Origin of the sequence: Pseudomonas frigoris, assembly GCF_047758635.1 — a bacterium.
Classification (GTDB): Bacteria; Pseudomonadota; Gammaproteobacteria; order Pseudomonadales; family Pseudomonadaceae; genus Aquipseudomonas; species Aquipseudomonas frigoris.
This window is the reverse complement of the sequence record NZ_CP180479.1, coordinates 4,714,533-4,735,032: the sequence shown is the minus strand read 5'-3', so window position 1 is coordinate 4,735,032 and position 20,500 is coordinate 4,714,533. Positions and strand designations below refer to the sequence as shown.

Below are 20,500 nucleotides of genomic sequence, written 5' to 3'. Positions count from 1 at the left end.
TGGTTACTGACTGCGCACCCATAGTCATCTCGCTTCACTATCTCGCTATCTGAAGAGATCCAATATGTCATTTACCCAGAAGCACCTCGATGCAGTTGAGGCGGCCATCGCTCGCGGTGAAAAAGTCGTGCGTTACACCGACCGTACCGTGGAGTACCGCACGGTCGATGAGCTGCTCAAGGCTCGCGAAGAAATACGCTCGTCGCTGGTCAACGCTGCCGGACCGCGCTCGCGGGTGGTTCGGTTGTCCCACGGAGGCAAAGGACTCTAATGGCTCGCTATCCGACGCTGACCCGTAACGGATTCGTGTTGCCGTCGAACATCAAGGCCAGTTACGAAGGCGCCGGTGAAGGGCGCCGCTCCACTGGCTGGGATGCTCCCGACAACGGGATCAACAGCATCAACACCCCGGCACTGCGCAACCTGCGGTCACGTTCCCGGGCGGCGGTTCGCAATGATCCGTATGCCTTCAACGTGATCGACAAGCGCGTCAGCAACCTGATCGGCACGGGCATCACCCCTCGGCCGACAACCGACGATGATGCGTTACGCAAGTTGTTGCAGGAGCTGTGGGGGGATTGGGTCGATGAATCGGATGCGGATGAGCGTACCGACTTCTACGGCCAGCAGGCCTTGGTGGCGCGCACGGTTGAAACCTCGGGCGAGTGCTTTGTGCGGCTGCGACCGCGTAGCCTGGACGAGGGCTTGGCGGTTCCGCTGCAGCTTCAGATTCTGGCGCCGGAGTTTGTCCCGCATGACAAGTTCGAGAGCACCAAAACCGGCAACGTTATCCGCGCCGGGATCGAGTTCAACCCGGGGGGCAAGCGGGTGGCGTATTGGATGTATCTGTCACATCCACGCGATGCGTCGTCGCTGAACGCCGGCTACAACCAGCTGGTGCGGGTGCCGGCTGCTCAGGTGCTGCACATCTTTGAACCGGTCGAGCCGGGTCAGTTGCGTGGAGTGCCCCGATTGTCGCCGGTGCTCAAGCGTCTGCGCAGTCTCGACAACTACGACGACGCGGTGTTGTTTCGCCAGGAGGTGGCGAACCTGTTTGCCGGCTTCATCAGTCGTCCAGCGCCGGATTCGGGGCAGACGCCACGGGATCCGGTCACCGGCCAGCTGTTGGATCTCGACCGTGACGGCTTCACACCGATGGTCGCGCTGGAGCCCGGCACCATGCAGGAGCTGGGACCAGGTGAAGAGGTGGAGTTCTCCAAGCCACCGGACGCGGGCAACAACTACCCGGACTTCATGCGGCAGCAACTGATGGCTGCAGCAGCGGGCTCCGGTACGCCTTACGAGATCCTCACCGGCGACATGCGCGGGATAAACGACCGAGCGCTACGCGTGGTGCTCAACGAGTTTCGACGTCGCCTGGAACAACTGCAATTCGGTGTTTATGTCCACCAGCTCTGCCGCCCAGTGCGGGCGGCTTGGATGGACATGGCCGTGTTGTCCGGTGTCCTGGCGCTGGGCGATTACGCGCAGAAGCGCCGTGACTATTTGCGTACCCGTTGGGTGCCGCAAGGTTGGGCCTACATCCAGCCAGTACAGGACGTGCAGGCTCGGCGGATGGAAGTGCAGGCCGGCTTTGCCTCGCGCAGCGAGATGGTCCTGCGCACTGGCTACGACGCCGAAACGGTCGACCTGGAAAACGCCGCCGATCTGGCGCGGGCCACAGCACTGGGCCTCAACTACAACACCCTTGATGCCGTCGAAACCAACGACGACAAGGAGCAACCATGAGCAAGAAAGCGCGCCCGAGCATTTATAACCGCGCAGGCAAGCAGGTGCAGGTGCAGGACAAAACCTGGTACGCCGTGCAAGCCAGCGGGGAGGCTGTCGAGCGAGTGATCGAAGTCTTCGTCTACGGCGAGATCGGCGCCTGGGGGATCACCGCCAATCAATTTGTACAGGATCTGCGTGCCATGGACGACGGCGTCTCGGAGGTGATCGCCGCGTTCAACAGCGTTGGTGGGGACCTTTTCGACGGCTTGGCCATGCACAATGCGTTGAGGCGTTTGGGCGCGCGGTGTACCGGGCGAATTGATGCCTTGGCGGCCAGTGCGGCCAGCGTGGCGGTGTGCGGCGCGCACAAGGTCGTCATCGCCGAAAGCGCGATACTGATGATCCATAATCCCTGGACTTATGCGGCGGGTGACGCCGAAGACTTCCGTAAGGTGGCTGACGTCCTTGACCAGACGATGGAAGCCATCATTGCGGCGTACAAGGCCAAAGCGCCGAACATTGATGAGGCCGAGTTGCGGCGGATGGTCGCCGCTGAAACCTGGTTGACCGCCAATGAAGCTCTGGCTCTGGGGCTAGTCGATGAAATTGGCGACGGGATCAAGGTTAAGGCCTGTCTTGGCCACGGTGGCGTACTGCAGCGTTACCAGCACGCACCGGCTGAGTTGCTGGCCCAGCTTGACGAGCCACCCGAGCCGGATCCGGAGCTGGAGCCGATCGATCCGCCGTTGGTGCCGGTGGTGGTCGACTCGGCCAAGTTGGCACTGATGATCACCCAGCGATGCGCGGCGGCGGGCATCAGCAACTTGGTCGAGCCGCTGCTTAGCTCGACCCGGCTCGAAAGCGAGGAGATCGTCCTGGCTGGCTTAGCCCGTGCCAAGGCGGTGAATGACCTGTGCGTGGCGGCCCGTTTGCCGGAGTTCAGCGTCGAGTACGTGTCAGCGGGGCTGGATGCGGCGGCGGTCCGGGCGCGTCTGTTCGACAAGATTGTCACCAGTGGCAAGGGCTTTGAAATCGACAACAGTCTGCCGCTGGACAATGACCCGGCACCCAAGGTGCTGGCCAAACAACCTGATCCCAACTCTATCTGGGCTTCGCGACAAGCGGCTCAATCTGGAACTGCGCACGGCGCGAAAGGAGCAAGACAATGACCATCAAAAAAGAGCCGATCCACGCGGGTGAATTTCTCCTCGCCGAGGGCGCCGGGAACATTTCGCGGGAAACGATCAACGTTGCCGCTGGCCCTGCGCTGAATCCCGGCCAAGTCCTCGGTCTGGTGACGGCCACGGGCGAATTCGCACCGTATGACCCGGCCGCCGAAGACGGTACTCAAGCTGCCGTGGCGATCCTCTACGGGCAGTTGGGAGAGTCAGACATCGTGCGCCGTGGTCGTGCTGTGGTGCGCTTGGCTGAAGTCAGCGAGTTGCATCTGACCGGGCTTGATTCTGAGGCTAAAAAGGATTTGGCCACCCATTTTCTGATCGTCCGCTAAGACCATCAGCTGCGTTTACCCAGCCCGCCTTGAGCGGGTTTTTTCATTTCTGGAGAGTACCCATGGCCGAGATCGCCATTTTTGACGACGAAGCGTTCACCGTCACTGCGCTGACTGCTGCACTCAACGATCAACCCTATTTGCCGGGGCGCATCAGCGCTTTGGGCCTGTTCCGCGAGGAGGGCATCACCACCCTGACCGTACAGATCGAAAAGGACGGCGACACCCTGGCACTGGTGCCTGCCGGTGAGCGGGGTGGCTCTGGCCTGGTAGTCGCGGCCAGCAAGCGCAACCTGATCCCGTTCAACACCGTCCACCTGCCGGAGCGCTTCACCATCAAGGCCGACGAGATCCAGGGCATTCGTGCTTTCGGTACTCGCACCGAGCTGCAGGCGGTGCAAGACGTGGTCAATGCCCGGCTGGCCAAAGCGCGTCGGCAGTTGGATGCGACCCACGAGTTCCAGCGCATGGGCGCGCTCAACGGCCTGATCCTTGATGCCGACGGTTCGACGGTACTGCTGGACCTTTACGACCGCTTCGGTGTGCAGCGTCAGAAGCTGCCCATGGGCTTGGCGGACCCAGGCACTGAGTTGCGGGTTAAATGCGGTGAAGCACTGGATATGCAAGAAGACGCGCTGGGCAGTGTGACCAGCACTGGCTCTCGCGCCTTCTGCGGCAAGAACTTCTGGAACAAGTTGATTGTTCACAAGTCGGTCAAGGACACCTACCTCAACAGCCAGCAGGCAGCGGCCTTGCGTGGTGACGCTCGGGAGAGCTTCGAGTTCGGCGGCATTATCTGGGAGCGCTACCGAGGCAAAGTGGCAGGTGTGTCTTTCGTCCACGACGACAAGGCGCTGCTGGTCCCAGAGGGTGTGCCGGATCTGTACATCTCGGTGTTTGCTCCCGCGGACTACATGGAAACGGTCAACACGCAGGGCATTCCCTACTACAGCATGATCGAGCCGCTGCCGTTCAACAAAGGCATGGCCGGTGAAGCCCAGTCCAACCCGCTGCACCTGTGCACCCGACCTCGCGCCCAGATCCTCCTGGAGCTCTGACCATGGGCTTTCGCGATCTGATCGCCGAGGTCGACGCGGTGGTGTTCGAAACGCTGGGCGACACCGCGCGGATCGAGGGTCGCGAAGATCCGGTGTTCGGTATGTTTGCCGCCCCTTGGCTGCAACCGAAGTTCGGCAAGCTCAACACCGGATTGCGTGAGCCTCGCTTCGAGATCCGTGTCAGCGATTCGCAGGGCCTGGAGCCCGGCATGTTGGTCAGTATCGATTTGCCCGTGTTGGATGGCGGTGGTGACTACGACTTGTTTCAGCTGGAGCCGAGCGGCGACGGCCTGGTCGCCTTGATTCTGAGGATGCGCCCATGAGTGTCGGTAGCTATTTCAAACCTTCGGCCGGCGGCGGGATGATTTCTATCCAGTCCTCGGCTACGGACCTTCAGGCGTTTCAGGATTTTGCCAAGTTGGTACCCAAGGCTGCGGCAACGGCGCACCGACGCGCGATCAACAAGACGTTGGGTTGGTTGCGCACGCACATCGCCCGAGCCGTCAGCCGGCAGGAGCGCATCGCTGTTGCGGCGGTGCGCCAACGGTTGCGCAGTTACCCGGTTTCCGGCGGGGCTTCCAGCGGCAAGCTGTGGTTCGGTCTAAACGCCATCGAGTCCAGCCGGATCGGCCGCGCACGGCAGACCGGCAGCGGCGTGTCGGTAGCCGGGCGGCGGTACCAGGGCGCGTTCCTCAAGAAGGTCTACGGCAACAAGCCCGACATCTGGATTCGCACGGCGAGTAAGCACTTCAACGCGGACGACTACCCGGACAGCGCGGTGTCACCGAGTCGCGGGCCGAGTTCGGGGTGGGTGGCGGAAAATGGCAGTCGCTTTCCGTTGGCCAAGGCGAAAGTCTCGCTGGAGCAGGCGCGGCCACACTTCGATAGCTGGGTACAAAAGGCGGATGAGCGCCTGCTGGAGATCCTGAAACAGGAGCTTAACTTTGAGCTGCAGAAGTACCTCAAGAGGATAGGCAATGTCTGATGAACCCTTCAGCCTCGACCAGCTCTATCGGGCGGTTGAACAGCATCTGCGTACCCACCTGCCGGGCGTTCAGGCTGTCACAGCCTGGCCGAACGTTTCAGATCGCGTTGCGCTTCCAGCTGTGTTTCTGGAGCTGGCGGAGATGGAGCCAGGTACCGACCTCGGCACGGGCGAAACATCGTTGGTCTGCAAGTTCGAGGCGCGCATCATCGTCGACCCGATCAAGCCCCACCATCACCAGCAAGCGGTGCAATTGGCGGCCCAGTTGGCGATGCTGCTGCGCGCGCAGACGTGGGGGTTAGCAGTTGAACCCGCCGAGTTTGTGCAAGCGCTGCAGGACTGGACCCAGCCGCACTTGGATGGATACACCGTGTGGCTGGTGGAATGGACTCAGCAGATCTACATCGGCACTGAGGAGTGGCCTTGGCCGGATGAGCCGCCGGGCTCGCTGGTGTTCGATTCTGGTGACGGCCCGGTAAGCCCGGAGGACCTGTGAGCAGCTACGTAAGTGCCCAGCATGACCGCATGCTGGCGGGGGTGGTCAAGGATTGTTATGTGGTCGCCCTGGACCTGACCGCCTCCCCGCCGGCGTGTCGCGTCTCGGATGGTGAGTGGATCAGCGCGTGGGTGCGCTGGCACAGCATCGCCGCCGGCAAGGCCAGGCACTGGCGGGCGCCTACCATGGGCGAGCAGGGGGCGTTGATCAGTGCCAGCGGAGACGTGTCACAGGGCACGTTTATCCCGGGCCTGTATGGCAACGCTGGCGCACCACCGGATAACCGCGACCATGTGGAAGTTTGGCGCTTCGACGATGGTGGCTCGCTGGTCTACGACTGGCAGGCCAAGAACTACACCATCACCTTGCCCAGCGGTACGGTCACCATCAAGGTCGGCAGCACCGAGGTCGTCGTAACGGATAACGCCGTGATGGCCAAAGTCGGGGGCACCGAGGCGGCGCTAACGCCTGATTCGATCACGCTTAAATCGACGGCGATCAAGCTGACCGGTGCGGTGGTTGTCGACGGAACATTGCACGCTACAAAGGCTATTACCGGGGCGGCCACGATTATGGCTGCCGGACTCAGCGACAACCATCACACGCACTGATTTCTAATCCATCCAGCCCGCCGAGTGCGGGCTTTTTCATGCCTGGAGAAAAATAGACATGGCCAAGACCACCACAACGCTTGCCGGCGAGGAACAGGCGGCGCCTGAGCTGACCCCGGAGCGGCTGAAGTTTCGCGACAAGGTCTATACGTCGCGCACCCTAATCATTCCTGAAACCGACCGCACCCTGCCGGTGAGCAAGGCGCTGGTAGAGGTTCTGGTGTCCGATGCCGACGCCGTCAAGTTCCTGAAAGCCAACGCCGAATTTGAGCCCGCGAAGGAGTGATTTAGATGATCGGAATGGATCGCCACACCGGCCAACCCATTTCCGGCATCGCGCACTTGCGGCAATCCATTCCAGACATTTTGGGCACGCCGTTGGGCAGCCGCCGGCATCGGCCGGAGTACGGCAGCAAGCTCCGGCGGTTTATTGACTTGCCCGTTAACGAGGGCTGGAAAAGCGCCGTACAGGCTGAAGTCGCCCGCGCCCTGGGGCGCTGGGAGCCGCGTTTGAAACTGGATCAGGTGCGCGTCATTTCCGTTATTGGCGGGCAAATCAACCTGAAGATTGTCGGCGAGTACCTGGGCGACGGCGTCACGTTGGAGGTAGCCGTATGAGTATCGTGGATCTGTCGTCGCTGCCGGCGCCGACTGTGTTGGAGCCTCTGGACTTCGAAGAGGTTTATCAGGAGGGGTTGGGGGTTTTTCGCGGGTACATGGGCGGCAACTGGACCGCTGCCCTTGAAAGTGATCCGGTGACTAAGGTGCTGGAGGTCGGCGCGTACATCAAGGTCGGCAACCGCGCCCGGGTCAATGACGCCGGCAAGGCGGTATTGCTGGCACACGCGATAAAGGGCGACCTCGATCATCTGGGGGCCAACGTCAATCTGAAGCGCCTGGTCATTCAAACCGAGAATCTGCTGGCGGTGCCACCGGTGCCGGAGGTCAAGGAGGACGATGACCCGTTTCGCGAGCGTATCCAGTTGGCCTATGAAGGGTTGACCACGGCCGGCCCGCGTAACAGCTACATCCTGCACGCTCGCAACGCTTCGGGGTTGGTGGCGGATGCCACGGCCGAAAGCCCAGCACCGTGTTGCGTTACGGTAACGGTGCTGGGTCTGGAGGGGGAAGGCGAGGCGCCGCCGGAGCTGCTGGCCACGGTGGCCGCCGCGCTGAATGACGACGACGTGCGGCCGCTAGGGGACCGGGTGACGGTGCAGAGCGCACAGGTGATCCGCTACCAAATTAACGCGATTCTGCACATGGCCAGCGCCGGCCCCGAAGCGGATGCCGGTTTGGCTGAGGCGAACAGACGCCTGTCGGCCTGGATCAATCCGCGCAAACGGCTGGGCGTTGAGGTGGCGCGGTCCGCCGTCGATGCTCAGGTGCATGTTGCCGGCGTTTCCCGGGTTGAGCTGCCCGGCTGGCAGGATCTGGCCCCGACCAAGGCTCAGGCGGCGTTCTGTACGGGTTTCACCGTGACGCTGGCGGGCTGATATGAAAAGCCTACTGCCGCTCAACAGCACGCAACTGGAACGGGCCATGGAGGCCACGTTTTTCGAGAAAACGATTGTCCCGCTGCGCGACCTCTACAACGCCGATACCTGTCCGGTGCATCTGCTGCCGCATCTGGCGTGGGCGTGGTCGGTGGATCGCTGGGACTACCGATGGACCGAGGCGACCAAGCGCGCCGCCATTAAGGCCTCTTACTACATCCATGCCCACAAGGGGACCATCGGTGCGCTGCGCCGGGTGGTCGAGCCCTTGGGCTACCTGATCGAGATTATCGAGTGGTTCAACACCGTGCCGCCGGGCGTGCCGGGCACCTTTGCGCTGAAGGTCGGTGTTCTGGATACCGGGATCACCGAGGAAATGTATCAGGAGCTGGAACGCCTGATTGACGACGCCAAGCCCGTCACCCGGCACTTGGTGGGGTTGGACATTGTACTTGAAAGCCACGTCGATGCTTACGTGGGCGTCGCTGTTTACGACGGCGATGAAATTGATGTTTACCCCTGGAACAACCCGGATATCGACGTGGTGGTTCAGGGCTACACCGGCCTTAGCCATTACATTCTCGACGAAATGGATGTGTATCCCCATGGTTGATAAAAACACTATTTTTGGCGGCATGCTGACCTTGCTTGGCGCCGCCAAGAAAACCAATTGCGACGCCTTGGGGATTCCCTGGGAACCACGTTTCATGCTGATCGGCGATGCAAATGGAACTGATCCAGTTCCTGATCCCTCGCAGACGAAGCTAGTTAATCAGGTCTATCGCGCCCAGTTAAATCAGCTTTACGTGTCCCCAACCGACGACAAGGTACTGGTAGCCGAGTTGGTGTTGCCACCTGATGTCGGTGGTTGGTGGGTCCGGGAATTGGCGCTCGAGGACAAGGATGGCGTGTTTTCTGCGGTATCCAATGTGGCTCCGAGCTACAAGCCGCAACTGGCTCAGAACTCGGGGCGCAACCAGGTGGTGCGGATGCACATCATCACCAGCGGCACCTCGAACATTCAATTGAAAATCGATCCCTCGGTGGTGTTGGCGACGCGTGAGTACGTCGATCAAAAGGCGTTTGGGGTACGCGACTACGTCGATCAAAAGGTGTTGGAGGAGCTGGGCAAGCAGGACTTTAAGTACTCGGTGCGGGTGGCGACCACCGCCCCTGTGGTGTTAAGCGGCCTTCAGACCATTGATGGTGTGGCCTTGAGCGCTGACGTGCGGGTGTTGGTGAAGAATCAGCCCGTGCCCAAGGACAACGGCCTGTACAGCGTGTCGGCGGCGGGTGTGTGGACGCGTAGCGCGGATGCCGATAGCAGTCTGGAAGTAACGCCCGGGTTGTTGGTGCATGTCGAGCGCGGCACCACCAACGGCGACAGCATTTGGCAACTGGTGACGGACGCGCCGATTGTCCTGGGCGTGACGGATCTGCTGTTTGAAATGGCGGCCGGGCGCACCGGTATCAATGCCGGAACGTACCGCAGTGTGACCGTGGACAAATACGGTCGGGTGGTAGGCGGGACCAATCCGACCACGCTGGCCGGTTATGGGATCACGGACGCCTTCACCAAAACCGAAACAATCGACTTGATTAACGGCACTGGCCAAATCCCTTTAGTGGAGGTCAACACCTCAAGGTCCTTGGTGGCGGCCGAGTTGGGGGTTGTCCTGATTGATGCCAGCGCGGGGGCGTTGACGGTTGAGCTGCCCGACGCCAACTCAGCGCTGGGTGTTCGTGGTGTGGTGGTGCGCCGGGTCGATAACACCACCAACCGGTTGGTGATCAAGGCGGCCGCTGGCAACAAAATCAAGTTTCATACCCATCTGAATGCGGCTGGCTATCCATTTTTTTACCTGATGGGGGCCGGGGATTATTGGCATTTGCGCAGTGATGGCAAGGGTAACTGGATACCGATTGCGCGCTTAGACGGTACGGCCCTCGGGCGGCCCGTGTTTGAAACAACGACCGTATTAAATCCGGGTGGTCACGCTCCGTTAGGCAATGCCGTCTTTATTCGTGCCGATTGGCCATGGTTGTGGGACCACGCTCAGCAGTCGGGAATGCTGACTACGGAAGCCGCTCGTGCGGGTATGGAGGGCGGCTGGACCTCGGGCGATGGCGCGACCACGTTCCGCTGTCCAGATGCGCGCGGTAAATTCTTCCGACCCCTTGACGAGTCGGCCGGGATCGATCCGGGCCGCGTGGCGGGCAGCTATCGCCTCGATGATTTCAAGAGTCACGCCCACTATGCATCGTCCACAGGCTACGGCACGCAGGCGATGGGCGGCGGGAGCATCACCTATGCCACCCCGACTGGTGGCAGCACTGGCGCCGCTGGCGGCGCTGAGACGGTCCCGAAAAACATCGCCTATCCGGGCCGAATTAAAGTGATCTGAGGTGCTAATGAATATCTATTTGTTCGACCCGCTGGGCATCCTCGACGGGCCGTTTGAGTTGTCAGCGTTTCCCGAGGTTCCGGGATTTGGCCAGTATCTGCCGGGCAATACCGTCCAGCTGGAAAAGCCTCTGAGCCCGCCCGAGGCTGGCCACGTATGGGTGCTGGTCGAGGGGGAGCCGCAACTATTGGCCGACTATCGCGGCATGGTTTACCACAAGGATACCGGCGCCGAGGAAGAGTACTTCGAGCTTGGCGATCTGCCCGAAGGACTGACCGCCAAACCCCGACCGGGTCAGTTCTATGTGTGGGCCGGTGGGGATTGGGTTCTGGATGAGGCGGCGCAGATTGCAGCGGCGCAAGCGGGCGAACGAGCGTGGCGCAATGTACAGGTTGCCGCGACTGACTATCTGGCAATGCCGGATTACCCGATCACCGCTGAACAGCGATCCGGCCTGTATGCCTACCGCCAGGCGTTGCGTGATTGGCCGAATGTGACGCTGTTCCCTGATCAGTCGGGCCGCCCCCAGCCCCCGGCATGGATCGCTGACCAACCCCAATAAACGCCCCGCACTGACGGGGCGTTTTCTTTTCCGTTACGCGTAACACGAACATCCCTCACAGCCTCGCTTATGCGGGGCTTTTTCGTTTCTGGAGATTGAGCTTTATGAGTTTCTTTCACGGCGTTACGACCACCGATATCAAGACCGGGGCGCGCACTATTTCCTTGCCGTCGTCTTCCATTATCGGACTGTGCGACACCTTCACCCCGGGCATCCTCGGCGGCGGTACGGCCCTGGCCGGCGAGCTGAAGTTGATCACCACCGAGCGCGAAGCCATTGCCGCCTTCGGTCCCGATTCGGCGATCACCAAGGCCTGTCAGGCGATCTACACCAGGGCCAAGGCGGTGATTGTCGCCATCGGTGTGCCGAAGCTGGAAGACGCCGCGCTGCAAACCTCGGCGATCATTGGCGGGGTTCTGGCTTCCGGTAAGCGCACCGGCCTTCAGGCCTTGCTCGATGGCAAAAGCCTGTTTAACGCTCAGCCGCGGCTGTTGATCGCGCCGGGGCACACGGCCAAGCAGGCGGTGGCCACGGCGCTCGATGGCTTGGCGCAGAAGCTGCGCGCCATCGGCATTATCGACGGGCCTGGCACCACGGACGAGGCCGCCATGGCCTACGCCGACAACTTCGGCAGTCGCAACCTGTTCATGGTTGATCCGGGCGTGCAGTACTGGGACACCGGCCTGAGCCAGACGGTCGATGCCCCGGGCTCGGCCTGGGCGGCGGGCTTGTTTGCCTGGACCGATGCGGAATACGGCTTCTGGGCGTCGCCGTCGAACAAGGAGTTTGTCGGCATCACCGGCACGACTCGAGCGGTCGAGTACCTGGACGGCGACTTGACGTGCCGGGCCAACCTGCTGAACAACGCCAATATCGCGACGATCATCCGTGATGACGGTTATCGCCTGTGGGGCAACCGCACGCTGTCGAGCGATCCGAAATGGGCGTTCGTCACCCGCGTGCGCACACTGTTCATCCTCATGGATGCCGTGCAGGCCGGCCACAAATGGGCCGTTGACCGCTCGATCACCAAGACCTACGTCAAGGACGTGACCGACGGCCTGGAAGCGTTCATGCGCGACCTGAAAGCCCAGGGCGCAATCATCAACTTCGAGGTGTACCCGGACACCGAGTTGAACACCGCCAGCCAAATCGCCCAGGGCAAAGTCTATTGGCGCATTCGCTTTACCGACGTGCCGCCGGCTGAAAACCCGAATTTCCTTTTCGAAGTCACCGATCAATGGATGACCGAAGTTCTTGAAGCAGCCTAAGGGGCCTAGTCAATGATTCCTCAAACTTTGTTTAACACGAACCTGTTTGTTGACGGCGTGAGCTTTTCCGGCGACGTGCCGAACCTGACCCTGCCCAAGCTGACCACCAAGACCGACGAGTATCGCGGTGGCGGCATGGCCGGTGCCATCGAGATGGATCAGGGCTTGGAAAAAATGGAGGCGTCCTTTGTCACCAAGGGCGTGCGCCGTGAGTCGTTGAAGTACTTCGGTCTGGCCGATGGCACGGCCTTCAATGCGACGTTCCGTGGTGCCTTCAAGGGGCAAAAGGGCGCCGTGACGGCGGTGGTCGCCACCCTGCGCGGCCGGCTCAAAGAGGTCGACCTGGGCGACTGGAAAGCCGGTGATCCGGCCGAGATCAAACACGCCATCGCAGTCACTTACTACAAGCTCGAAATCGACGGGCGCCTGATGTACGAAATCGACATGGTCGCCGGTATTCAGGTGATCGACGGCAAAGACCAGCTCGCCGAAGTGCGCACCGCGCTCGGCATGTAAGGGAATAGATCCAGATGAAAGCAACTGATAAAGAACTGCCGAGCTGGCTGGCCGTCACCGCTGAGAGCGCCGTCGTGACGCTCTCGCGTCCCAGCGATGCCAACGGGATCAAGGTCGAGACGTTGACCTTGCGGGCCCCAGCCGTGCGCGAAGTGCGCGCGGCCGATCGCGCCTCTGGCGGGGACGAGGAGCAGCGCGAGCTGATGTTGTTCGCGGGTTTGGCCGAGGTCGGCCTAAAGGATATGGAAGGCCTGAAGCTGGTGGACTATCGCCGTGTACAGGCGGCCTATTCGCGCCTGGCGCCCGATACCGATTACTCGACGTCGGTGCCGGCGTGGTTGTCGGTCACCACCGACAACGTGCTGGTCACGTTGTCCTGTCCGAGCGAAATCAACGGGGTGTCGGTCGACAAGGTGGCCTTGCGCTCCCCGACCGTGCGCGACGTGCGTGCGGCGAATCGTGAGGCGGGCGGTGATGACGAGCAGCGCGAGCTGGTGTTGTTCGCCGCGTTGGCCGATGCGCCTGTTGCGGATCTGGAGGGCCTGAAGCTGGTGGATTTCAACCGCTTGCAGGCCGCCTATTTTCGTATGGACCAAGACAACGGGGTTTGACCCCGGCGTCATAAAAATGGCCGCGAAACGTCTGGCGGCGGAAACCGGATTTTCCGCCGCTGAGATTCAGTCGATGCCGTTTGCTGAGATGGTGTGGTGGCTCACGGATTGAGCCGCCTTCGGTAAGGCTGTGCAAATGGGGGCCATGACATGGCGAACAAACTCGCCCTCGGGCTGGTGATCGGCGGCGCCGTCAGTTCGACGGTCGGTGCCGCGTTCAAAGATGTAACGGGGCGCATCAAGCGCCTTGAGGCGGAAGGGGGCAAGGCACGCGTGCTGCAGCGTGCGATCGGCGACACCATTCGCTTGCGCGATGAGTGGAAAAAAGCCCACGACAGCGGTTCCGCTGGGGCGTCCAAGCTGCTGGGCCGGTTGAACTCCAATCTCGACAGCTTGAAAAAGCAGGGCGTCGAAGTCGGGCGTCTGGAGAAGTCCTATCGGGCCATGGGGCAGGTGGCCAATAAAGCCGAGCTGAGGGCCAAGGGGCATCAGCAGCTGGATGCCGGCAAGGCCGCCATGAAAAAAGCGGTCGGCGCCGCTGTCATCGGTGTGGGCTCTATGGCGGTGCCGACCAAGGTCAGCGCGGACTTTGGCGCCATTGTGCGTGACATCGCGATCAAGGCCGGCATTGCCAACAAGCCGCAAGAAAAGGAGATGTCGCAAAAGATCATCGCCACCTCGCGCGATACCGGGATGGCGCGCAACGACGTGGCCGACGTGGTCAACCAGTTGGTTGGCGCCGGTATGGAATTGAGCAAGGCCCTGGAATATGCGCCGGTCGCGGCCAAGTTTGTCGTGGGGCAGGGGTCCAGCGGTGTCGACACGGCGAAGATGATCAACGCCCTGGGGCAAAACGCCAAGATCACCGACCCCAAGCAGATGCAGCAAGCGCTGGAAGCGATCGCCTATCAAGGGCAGGCGGGCAGCTTTGAAGCGGCCGACATGGCGAAATGGTTTCCTGAGCTGTTGGCCAACATGGGCAGCCTGGGCATCACCGGCATGGATGCGGTGACGCAGTTGGGCGCCATGCTGCAAGTGCAGATGAAGTCGGCCGGCGGCGCCGATGAGGCGGCCAACAACCTCAAAAACTGGATGGGAAAAATCGGCTCCGGCGAGACCGTCAAGGCGTATGCAAAGGCCGGTATCGACTACAAGGGCTCGATGCAAACCGGTTTGCAAAACGGCATGTCCACGCTGGAAACCAGCATGGCGTTGGCGCAGAAATACATCCAGGCCACCGATCCGAAGCGCGCGGCGGCGATGGCCAAAGCGACCTCCGAAATCAGCCAGCAAGCCGACCCGGAGAAAGCCAAGGCCATGATGGCCTCGCTGGAAGAGTCCCTGAAAACTGGCGACCTGTTCGCTGACATGCAGGTCAAGGCCGCGCTGTCGGCGTTCATGCAGAACAAGGCGCTGTACAGCCAGCTTAAAAACGATTCGCGCGATGCCACCGGCATCCTCGACAAAAACCTCGGCGAGCGGCGTGAGGCGTCGTCGCAGAAGTGGGCCGAAATGGCGCAGTCGATGGATGACGCCATGCGTAGCGTGGGGGACGCCCTGCGCCCGGTCACGGACACGGTGGCCGAGGCGCTGACCAAGGTCACCAAAAGCATTACCTCGATGTCTGACAGCGCGCCCGGGGTGGTGACGGGGATCGCGTTGGTCGGTGGGGGATTGGTCACGCTCACGGGCCTGTTCAGTTCATTCAAGATGGGTAAAGGGCTGCTCAACCTGGCGCGCGGTTCGCTGGGCGGTGGCAAGGCCGGCGCGGTGCAAAAGGTCTTTGTCACCAACCCCGAGGACGGCGGTGACGGCGAAGGCGCCAAGGGCAAGACCGGCAAGGCGTTGTCGCTGGTGGAGACTGGGTTGAAGGCGGTGGCGGCGTTCAAGGGCGCGGCCGGGGGCGGTGACGACGACGCGGAGGGCGGCAAGAAATCCGGCAAGTTGGATGTGGTGTCGACCGGTCTGGAACTGGTGTCGCTGGTCAAGGACGCGGCCGGGGGCGGTGACGACGCCGCTGGCGGTGACGGCGTTAAAAAGGTCTTTGTAGTCAACGCCTCGGCGTTGGGCGGCGCGCAGGCCGGTGGTGCGGGTGGCCCGGGTGGTCGCCGGCGCCGGGGGCGCAGCTCTTCGCGGCGCCGTGGTCCGCCCGCGCCGCCTCGGCCGCCGATTCCGGTGCCGCCAGTGCCGCGTGCGGGCGCGCTGTCCCGACTGGGGGCGGTGGCGGGAACGGCCGGCAAATTCGGCAAGCTGATCCCGGGCGGTGCGTTGATGGACGCCGGCGCCATGGCGCTCGATACCTACCAGAACGCCAAGACGCAGGACGAAAAGGCCGAGGGCTACGGTGAGGCCGCCGGTTCGCTGGCGGGCACCATGGCCGGCGCGGCGGCGGGGGCGGCCATTGGTTCGGTGGTGCCGATTATTGGCACCGCGATCGGTGGCTTGATTGGTGCCTATCTCGGCAGTCAGGGCGGCCAGATGTTGGGCGGCGCCGTGGGCAAGTCGGTGTTTGGGGGTGGCGAGGAAAAGCCGGGCGCTCCGGCCACGCCGTTGCTGATGGCGCCACGCCCGGGGCCGGTGGTGCCGAGTCTGGCCAGCATGGGCCAATCGTTCAATGGAGCGAAGGGCTCCGGCGCGTTACTGATGGCCTCGGAGGCCACTCCGCAAGGGCCGGTGCTGGGTGATGTCGCGCGTTCGTTGGCGGTGTCGGCGGCGGCCAAGCCGGCGGCGGTGGCAATCCAGCCTAAAGAGCCGGAGAAGCCGGCACCGACCAAAGTGGAGCAGCAGTTTCAGTACTCGCTGAGCATGCCGGTCACGGTGAACGGTGACGTCAAAGATCCGCAACGTATGGCGCAGGACCTGATGCCGCACATGCAGCGGATGATGGCGGACGCGGCGAAACAGAACGCAGCCAAGCTGTATGACGAACCCCACCTGTAAGGAGGCCGCATGGCGTATATGGAACAGTTGCAATCGGGGCTCAAGTACTTGGTTGAAGCCGGGGAGGCGGGGCGGCGCAGTGCGGACGGCATGCTCGGCCCGGTCAACGGCGCGATCAGTGAAATCACTGGTGCGGCGTCCGAGCTGGAAAACATCCCGTTCGTGGGTCCGGCGATCGGCGCCAAGCTTCAGCGGGTGATGCGCGGCGTCGACGCGGCCCAGGCCAAGGTCGGGCAGGCGGTGGCGGTGTACGGCCGGGCGACCCGGGCGGCCGCCGAAGTACAGGAACGGTTGGGTACGCTGAAGGAACAGGCGGGCAAGGCGGCGACGATGATCAACAACATCGCCGGCAAGGTCAGTCCGTCGCTGGCCAACATCGTGCCCACCAGTTCCTTTGCCGTGGATGCCACGCCGGCACCCGAGGCGGTGAAGCCGTTCCCGCACCTGCTGATCATTCAGCCGCGTGACCCGAAGCTTCAGCCGTATTTCTTCAATCTGGACACGGCGGCCTTCGACGAGCTTAGTCGCTCGACCGAATTCCGCTGGGCCTCCCAGGAACGCCTGTCGCGCCGCCCGGCGCAGCAGGGCATTGGAATGGGAGAGGAAAAGCTCACGCTCAAAGGCACGATCTACCCGGGCTTCAAGGGTGGGCTTAAGCAGCTCGAAACGTTGCGCACCATCGGTGCCAGGCTTCAGCCGCTGACCCTGACCACGGGTTATGGCGAGGTGATTGGGACGTGGTGCCTGAAGACCATCGCCGAGGAGCAGGGCGCGTTTTTGCACGGCGGGATTCCGCGTAAACAAGGGTTCACTCTGGAGTTTGGGCGCTATGGCGACGACATGCAGAACGTCTGATGGGGACATGCTCGATGTCATTTGCCATAACGTTTATGGCCATCTGAGCGGCAGCACCGAAGCGGTGCTGGATGCCAATCAGGGGTTGGCGGATGAACCTCAGCCCTACCGCGACGGCGTGGTGATCTATCTGCCGGATCTGCCCAGCCCGATCGAGGAAGGGGTCAGTTTGTGGGATTGACCACGGGCGCTACCGCCGGCGGCCCGTTGCGATACGCGTAACGGCCCTGTGTTTTTTGACCCGCCTTGAGCGGGCTTTTTTTTGGACAAAATCCATGACCCCCATGTTTCGAATCGTGGCCGATGGCGCCGATGTGACGGCCAAGATCAATGATCGGTTGTTGTTGCTGCGCACCTCTGACAAGCCAGGGATGGAGTCCGACGAGTTCGAGTTGCGCATTGATGACCGCGACGGCCAAGTGCAGCTGCCACGGAAAGGCAGCTCGATCGAGATCTACCTGGGCTATGCCGAAACCTCCTTGGCGCGCCTGGGGCGTTACGCGGTGGACACGATCGAGGTGTCGGGTCCGCCGGACACCATCGTGATCAAGGGCAAGGCCAGCGACATGCGCGGCAGTGGCAAGACCATTCGTAGCGGTAGCTGGGAAGACGTGCCGCTGTCGACGATCGTGGCCGACATCGCCGCGCGCAATGGCTGGCAGCCGGTGTGCCCGGTGACCACGAAAGTCGCCCGGGTCGATCAACTCAACGAGTCGGATTTTAATTTCATCACGCGCCTGGCCAAACAGTACGACTGCACGGCCAAGGTCGCCGACGGCAAACTGTTGGTGATGCCGCGTCAAGGCGGCCAGACGGCCAGCGGCAAGGCGTTCGGCGCGATCACCCTGACGAAGAGCGACCTCAGTCGCTGGCAGTTCAGTCTGGGCGATCGCAACTCGCACAAGGCCGTGGCCACCAAGCACCAAGACAAGAAGACCGGCAAGCTCTCGGTCGTCACCGTGGATAACGACGACGCCCCGGAGGGCTTGCCGGCGGTGCATTCCGATCGGCATATCTACCCGAACAAGACCGCCGCCGAGTCGGCCGCCAAGGCGCGTCTGGCGGCGTTCAATCGCTCGACCGCTGACGTGCGGTTCGAGATGCCCGGCCGGACCGACATCTTTGCCGAGCGGCCGATTAACGCCCAGGGCTTCAAGGTCGGCCTTGATGGCGAGTACTTGGCGGATTCGGTCGAGCAGGTGTTTACCCAGTCCGGCTGGTCGACCGCCGTCGAGTGCAATGCCGGCAAGAAAGGAAAGTCACAAAGTAAGAAGAAAGCTAAACCGCCGCTCAAGGTTGTGAGCGTCAACGCGCCTTAACGCATCCCACCACCGCCTGAGTGCGGTTTTTTATGTCAGGAGTGTGTATGTCCATTACGGAGCAACAGCTACAACGCATCATGCCCAACGCCCGCCGCCAAGCGGGCGTTTTTGTATCCGCCCTAAACGCCGCCATGGCGCATCGGCAGATCAATACACCGAAGCGGCAGGCGGCGTTCCTGGCCCAGGTCGGGCACGAGTCTGGCCAGCTGCAGTACGTCCGCGAGTTGGGTGGCGATCAGTACCTGAGTAAGTACGACACCGGCAATCTGGCCGCGAAACTGGGCAACACCCCGGCAGCGGATGGCGATGGCCAGCGCTATCGTGGGCGTGGCCTGATCCAGGTGACCGGGCGCAACAATTACCTTCGCTGCAGCCTGGCCTTATTCGGCGATGAGCGATTGTTGCGCACCCCTGAGCTGCTCGAGCAGCCGCAATGGGCGGCCGAGTCGGCGGCGTGGTTCTGGTGGGTATGCGAGCTAAATGCCCTGGCAGATCGGGATGAGTTCGAGGCGATCACCCGCAAGATCAACGGTGGTCTCAACGGCCTGGCAGATCGGCTGCAACTCTGGACTCGGGCGAGGGCAGTGCTATGCGTGTCGTCGACCTGATCCCCGCGCCATACAGGTTGTTAGCCGTTGGCGTGCTGCTGACCGCATTGGTCGGCGGATCTGCCGCGTCGGCCTGGAAGGTTCAGGACTGGCGCTACGGCCAACAACTCGCCGAACAGGCCGGCCTGCACAAGGACGATCTGATCGCCATCAGCAACGCCGCCGCTGACCAGGTGCGCACGGCACAGGACAAACGTCTGGCCTTTGAGCAGCGGCTGTCGACCAGTGAACAAACCCACTACAAGGAACTCAGCGATGCTCAAACCAACCAGGCTCGCCTGCGTGATCGCCTTGCTACTGCTGATCTGCGGCTGTCAGTCCTACTCGACGCCACCGAATCCGCCAGTGGCTACACAGTGTCAGCCGCCACCTCAACCGGCGGCGTGGTTCATGGCGCCACAAGAGCCCAACTTGACCCTGCGCATGCTCAACGAATTATCGGCATCACCGATGCCGGCGACCAAGGACTGATCGCCCTGGCGGCCTGTCAGGCCTACGCCAAAGAAGTCTCAACACCGAAGTGAAAAAGAGCGACCGGGGTGGATGCGTCAACATCCAACCCGGTCGCCGTCCCTGCAGATCGTCCCTGCAAGTCCAGCCAAGGCTCTTACTCCGTGCACGAAGCGCGGCGAGCCTAGCACCTGTTTATCCATACAGTAAAGGTCTTGCTCTCAATGTCCACACCCATCATCCCTTGGATGGGCGGCAAACGCCGCCTGGCCGACCGCCTCATCCCGCTCTTCCCACCACACGAATGCTACGTCGAAGTCTTTGCCGGCGGTGCGGCGCTCTACTTCATGCGACCCCAGGCCGCGCCCGTTGAAGTCCTCAACGACATCAACGGCGACCTGGTCACGCTGTACCGCGTCGTGCAGAACCACCTGGAAGAATTCGTGCGTCAGTTCAAATGGGCGCTTAGTTCTCGCCAGGTGTTCGAGTGGCAGAAGATGACCCGCCCCGAAACCCTCACCGATATCCAGCGCGCCGCCCGATTCTTCTATCTGCAGCACCATGCCTTCGCCGGCAAGGTCACCGGGCAGACGTTCGGCACCGCGACCACCGGCCCTGCCATCAACCTGTTGCGGATCGAGGAAAACCTCTCGGCGGCCTGGCAGCGTCTGTCCGGCACCTACGTCGAAAATCTCCCATGGCTTGAATGTGCTGAACGTTACGACCGCGCCCATACCTTCCATTACATGGACCCGCCTTACTGGCAGACCACTGGTTATGGCGTGGACTTTCCGTTTGAGAATTACGAGCGCATGGCCGACTTCATGCGGCGCTGCAAGGGCAAGGTGATGGTCAGCATCAACGACCACCCAGATATCCGTCGTGTCTTTGCGGGCTTCCACTTTGAGACCTTGGACATCCGCTATTGCAATACCAATCAGCGACAAGGCAAAGCAGAGGTCAGCGGCGAGCTGGTGATCATGAATTGGGAGCCGGCGGCACTGGGAGCGCTGTTTTAGCGGTGCTTGTTTTGCGATGCGTTGGATCAGGGTGTCGCTTGGTGCGCGACTAGA

At 62.0% G+C, this 20,500-nt stretch carries 25 protein-coding genes; all 25 read left to right on the top strand.

Annotation, left to right across the window (positions count from 1 at the left end):
* The first annotated feature begins 64 nt into the window (after positions 1-64).
* A complete protein-coding gene (locus ACMXYH_RS21790; protein WP_415764905.1) occupies positions 65-271 on the top strand; it encodes a phage head-tail joining protein in 207 nt (68 codons plus the stop codon).
* Positions 271-1,749 carry a phage portal protein gene (locus ACMXYH_RS21785; protein WP_415764904.1) on the top strand — a complete coding sequence of 493 codons (1,479 nt, stop codon included), beginning with the start codon at positions 271-273 and terminating at the stop codon, positions 1,747-1,749. Before ACMXYH_RS21790 ends, ACMXYH_RS21785 begins: the two co-directional genes overlap by 1 nt.
* Positions 1,746-2,900 (top strand): head maturation protease, ClpP-related, encoded by a 1,155-nt coding sequence (locus tag ACMXYH_RS21780; RefSeq protein ID WP_415764903.1) that lies wholly within the window; start codon positions 1,746-1,748, stop codon positions 2,898-2,900. The genes ACMXYH_RS21785 and ACMXYH_RS21780 overlap by 4 nt, the downstream gene beginning before the upstream one ends.
* A complete protein-coding gene (locus tag ACMXYH_RS21775; protein ID WP_415764902.1) occupies positions 2,897-3,241 on the top strand; it encodes a head decoration protein in 345 nt (114 codons plus the stop codon). The genes ACMXYH_RS21780 and ACMXYH_RS21775 overlap by 4 nt, the downstream gene beginning before the upstream one ends.
* Before the next feature lie 62 nt (positions 3,242-3,303).
* The gene (locus ACMXYH_RS21770) at positions 3,304-4,299 is read left to right on the top strand and encodes a major capsid protein (protein ID WP_415764901.1); all 996 of its coding nucleotides are present in this window, start codon (positions 3,304-3,306) and stop codon (positions 4,297-4,299) included.
* A 2-nt stretch (positions 4,300-4,301) separates the two neighbouring features.
* Positions 4,302-4,622, top strand: coding sequence for a head-tail joining protein (locus ACMXYH_RS21765; RefSeq protein WP_415764900.1), 321 nt, complete (start codon positions 4,302-4,304; stop codon positions 4,620-4,622).
* The gene (locus tag ACMXYH_RS21760) at positions 4,619-5,284 is read left to right on the top strand and encodes a hypothetical protein (protein WP_415764899.1); all 666 of its coding nucleotides are present in this window, start codon (positions 4,619-4,621) and stop codon (positions 5,282-5,284) included. The genes ACMXYH_RS21765 and ACMXYH_RS21760 overlap by 4 nt, the downstream gene beginning before the upstream one ends.
* A complete protein-coding gene (locus tag ACMXYH_RS21755) occupies positions 5,277-5,780 on the top strand; it encodes a hypothetical protein (RefSeq protein WP_415764898.1) in 504 nt (167 codons plus the stop codon). Before ACMXYH_RS21760 ends, ACMXYH_RS21755 begins: the two co-directional genes overlap by 8 nt.
* A 29-nt stretch (positions 5,781-5,809) precedes the next feature.
* The gene (locus ACMXYH_RS21750; protein WP_415767734.1) at positions 5,810-6,391 is read left to right on the top strand and encodes a phage baseplate assembly protein V; all 582 of its coding nucleotides are present in this window, start codon (positions 5,810-5,812) and stop codon (positions 6,389-6,391) included.
* Positions 6,392-6,449: 58 nt separating this feature from the next.
* Positions 6,450-6,677: a hypothetical protein gene (locus ACMXYH_RS21745; protein WP_415764897.1), complete on the top strand. Its 228-nt coding sequence runs from the start codon at positions 6,450-6,452 to the stop codon at positions 6,675-6,677.
* A gap of 5 nt (positions 6,678-6,682) precedes the next feature.
* Positions 6,683-7,009 (top strand): GPW/gp25 family protein, encoded by a 327-nt coding sequence (locus tag ACMXYH_RS21740; protein WP_415764896.1) that lies wholly within the window; start codon positions 6,683-6,685, stop codon positions 7,007-7,009.
* The gene (locus tag ACMXYH_RS21735; RefSeq protein WP_415764895.1) at positions 7,006-7,887 is read left to right on the top strand and encodes a baseplate assembly protein; all 882 of its coding nucleotides are present in this window, start codon (positions 7,006-7,008) and stop codon (positions 7,885-7,887) included. Before ACMXYH_RS21740 ends, ACMXYH_RS21735 begins: the two co-directional genes overlap by 4 nt.
* 1 nt (position 7,888) lies before the next feature.
* Positions 7,889-8,500, top strand: a complete 612-nt coding sequence (locus ACMXYH_RS21730) for a phage tail protein I (protein ID WP_415764894.1) — start codon at positions 7,889-7,891, stop codon at positions 8,498-8,500.
* Complete coding sequence (locus ACMXYH_RS21725; protein ID WP_415764893.1) at positions 8,493-10,292, top strand: phage tail protein; 1,800 nt, start codon at positions 8,493-8,495, stop codon at positions 10,290-10,292. The genes ACMXYH_RS21730 and ACMXYH_RS21725 overlap by 8 nt, the downstream gene beginning before the upstream one ends.
* 7 nt (positions 10,293-10,299) lie before the next feature.
* Positions 10,300-10,854, top strand: coding sequence for a phage tail assembly chaperone (locus ACMXYH_RS21720; protein WP_415764892.1), 555 nt, complete (start codon positions 10,300-10,302; stop codon positions 10,852-10,854).
* Between the two features lie 104 nt (positions 10,855-10,958).
* Positions 10,959-12,125 carry a phage tail sheath subtilisin-like domain-containing protein gene (locus ACMXYH_RS21715; RefSeq protein ID WP_415764891.1) on the top strand — a complete coding sequence of 389 codons (1,167 nt, stop codon included), beginning with the start codon at positions 10,959-10,961 and terminating at the stop codon, positions 12,123-12,125.
* A gap of 12 nt (positions 12,126-12,137) precedes the next feature.
* Positions 12,138-12,641: a phage major tail tube protein gene (locus tag ACMXYH_RS21710; RefSeq protein WP_120265948.1), complete on the top strand. Its 504-nt coding sequence runs from the start codon at positions 12,138-12,140 to the stop codon at positions 12,639-12,641.
* Positions 12,642-12,655: 14 nt separating this feature from the next.
* Entirely contained in the window at positions 12,656-13,252 is a 597-nt protein-coding gene (locus ACMXYH_RS21705; RefSeq protein ID WP_415764890.1) for a phage tail assembly protein, read from the top strand.
* A 150-nt stretch (positions 13,253-13,402) separates the two neighbouring features.
* Entirely contained in the window at positions 13,403-16,192 is a 2,790-nt protein-coding gene (locus ACMXYH_RS21700; protein WP_415764889.1) for a phage tail tape measure protein, read from the top strand.
* 9 nt (positions 16,193-16,201) lie between these two features.
* Positions 16,202-17,047, top strand: a complete 846-nt coding sequence (locus tag ACMXYH_RS21695; protein WP_415764888.1) for a phage tail protein — start codon at positions 16,202-16,204, stop codon at positions 17,045-17,047.
* Positions 17,022-17,228, top strand: coding sequence for a tail protein X (locus ACMXYH_RS21690; RefSeq protein ID WP_415764887.1), 207 nt, complete (start codon positions 17,022-17,024; stop codon positions 17,226-17,228). Before ACMXYH_RS21695 ends, ACMXYH_RS21690 begins: the two co-directional genes overlap by 26 nt.
* A 94-nt stretch (positions 17,229-17,322) precedes the next feature.
* Positions 17,323-18,366 (top strand): phage late control D family protein, encoded by a 1,044-nt coding sequence (locus ACMXYH_RS21685; protein ID WP_415764886.1) that lies wholly within the window; start codon positions 17,323-17,325, stop codon positions 18,364-18,366.
* Positions 18,367-18,413: 47 nt separating this feature from the next.
* Positions 18,414-18,977, top strand: coding sequence for a glycoside hydrolase family 19 protein (locus tag ACMXYH_RS21680; RefSeq protein WP_415764885.1), 564 nt, complete (start codon positions 18,414-18,416; stop codon positions 18,975-18,977).
* On the top strand, positions 18,959-19,501 hold the full coding sequence (locus ACMXYH_RS21675) for a lysis protein (protein ID WP_415764884.1): 543 nt from the start codon (positions 18,959-18,961) through the stop codon (positions 19,499-19,501). Before ACMXYH_RS21680 ends, ACMXYH_RS21675 begins: the two co-directional genes overlap by 19 nt.
* A gap of 150 nt (positions 19,502-19,651) precedes the next feature.
* Positions 19,652-20,446 carry a DNA adenine methylase gene (locus ACMXYH_RS21670; RefSeq protein ID WP_415764883.1) on the top strand — a complete coding sequence of 265 codons (795 nt, stop codon included), beginning with the start codon at positions 19,652-19,654 and terminating at the stop codon, positions 20,444-20,446.
* Positions 20,447-20,500: the final 54 nt, after the last annotated feature.

Bases quoted from the DNA above. Each gene is read 5' to 3' on its own strand.
- ACMXYH_RS21790 (WP_415764905.1), top strand. From the start codon at position 65: ATGTCATTTACCCAGAAGCACCTCGATGCAGTTGAGGCGGCCATCGCT.
- ACMXYH_RS21785 (WP_415764904.1), top strand. From the start codon at position 271: ATGGCTCGCTATCCGACGCTGACCCGTAACGGATTCGTGTTGCCGTCG.
- ACMXYH_RS21780 (WP_415764903.1), top strand. From the start codon at position 1,746: ATGAGCAAGAAAGCGCGCCCGAGCATTTATAACCGCGCAGGCAAGCAG.
- ACMXYH_RS21775 (WP_415764902.1), top strand. From the start codon at position 2,897: ATGACCATCAAAAAAGAGCCGATCCACGCGGGTGAATTTCTCCTCGCC.
- ACMXYH_RS21770 (WP_415764901.1), top strand. From the start codon at position 3,304: ATGGCCGAGATCGCCATTTTTGACGACGAAGCGTTCACCGTCACTGCG.
- ACMXYH_RS21765 (WP_415764900.1), top strand. From the start codon at position 4,302: ATGGGCTTTCGCGATCTGATCGCCGAGGTCGACGCGGTGGTGTTCGAA.
- ACMXYH_RS21760 (WP_415764899.1), top strand. From the start codon at position 4,619: ATGAGTGTCGGTAGCTATTTCAAACCTTCGGCCGGCGGCGGGATGATT.
- ACMXYH_RS21755 (WP_415764898.1), top strand. From the start codon at position 5,277: ATGTCTGATGAACCCTTCAGCCTCGACCAGCTCTATCGGGCGGTTGAA.
- ACMXYH_RS21750 (WP_415767734.1), top strand. From the start codon at position 5,810: ATGCTGGCGGGGGTGGTCAAGGATTGTTATGTGGTCGCCCTGGACCTG.
- ACMXYH_RS21745 (WP_415764897.1), top strand. From the start codon at position 6,450: ATGGCCAAGACCACCACAACGCTTGCCGGCGAGGAACAGGCGGCGCCT.
- ACMXYH_RS21740 (WP_415764896.1), top strand. From the start codon at position 6,683: ATGATCGGAATGGATCGCCACACCGGCCAACCCATTTCCGGCATCGCG.
- ACMXYH_RS21735 (WP_415764895.1), top strand. From the start codon at position 7,006: ATGAGTATCGTGGATCTGTCGTCGCTGCCGGCGCCGACTGTGTTGGAG.
- ACMXYH_RS21730 (WP_415764894.1), top strand. From the start codon at position 7,889: ATGAAAAGCCTACTGCCGCTCAACAGCACGCAACTGGAACGGGCCATG.
- ACMXYH_RS21725 (WP_415764893.1), top strand. From the start codon at position 8,493: ATGGTTGATAAAAACACTATTTTTGGCGGCATGCTGACCTTGCTTGGC.
- ACMXYH_RS21720 (WP_415764892.1), top strand. From the start codon at position 10,300: ATGAATATCTATTTGTTCGACCCGCTGGGCATCCTCGACGGGCCGTTT.
- ACMXYH_RS21715 (WP_415764891.1), top strand. From the start codon at position 10,959: ATGAGTTTCTTTCACGGCGTTACGACCACCGATATCAAGACCGGGGCG.
- ACMXYH_RS21710 (WP_120265948.1), top strand. From the start codon at position 12,138: ATGATTCCTCAAACTTTGTTTAACACGAACCTGTTTGTTGACGGCGTG.
- ACMXYH_RS21705 (WP_415764890.1), top strand. From the start codon at position 12,656: ATGAAAGCAACTGATAAAGAACTGCCGAGCTGGCTGGCCGTCACCGCT.
- ACMXYH_RS21700 (WP_415764889.1), top strand. From the start codon at position 13,403: ATGGCGAACAAACTCGCCCTCGGGCTGGTGATCGGCGGCGCCGTCAGT.
- ACMXYH_RS21695 (WP_415764888.1), top strand. From the start codon at position 16,202: ATGGCGTATATGGAACAGTTGCAATCGGGGCTCAAGTACTTGGTTGAA.
- ACMXYH_RS21690 (WP_415764887.1), top strand. From the start codon at position 17,022: ATGGCGACGACATGCAGAACGTCTGATGGGGACATGCTCGATGTCATT.
- ACMXYH_RS21685 (WP_415764886.1), top strand. From the start codon at position 17,323: ATGACCCCCATGTTTCGAATCGTGGCCGATGGCGCCGATGTGACGGCC.
- ACMXYH_RS21680 (WP_415764885.1), top strand. From the start codon at position 18,414: ATGTCCATTACGGAGCAACAGCTACAACGCATCATGCCCAACGCCCGC.
- ACMXYH_RS21675 (WP_415764884.1), top strand. From the start codon at position 18,959: ATGCGTGTCGTCGACCTGATCCCCGCGCCATACAGGTTGTTAGCCGTT.
- ACMXYH_RS21670 (WP_415764883.1), top strand. From the start codon at position 19,652: ATGTCCACACCCATCATCCCTTGGATGGGCGGCAAACGCCGCCTGGCC.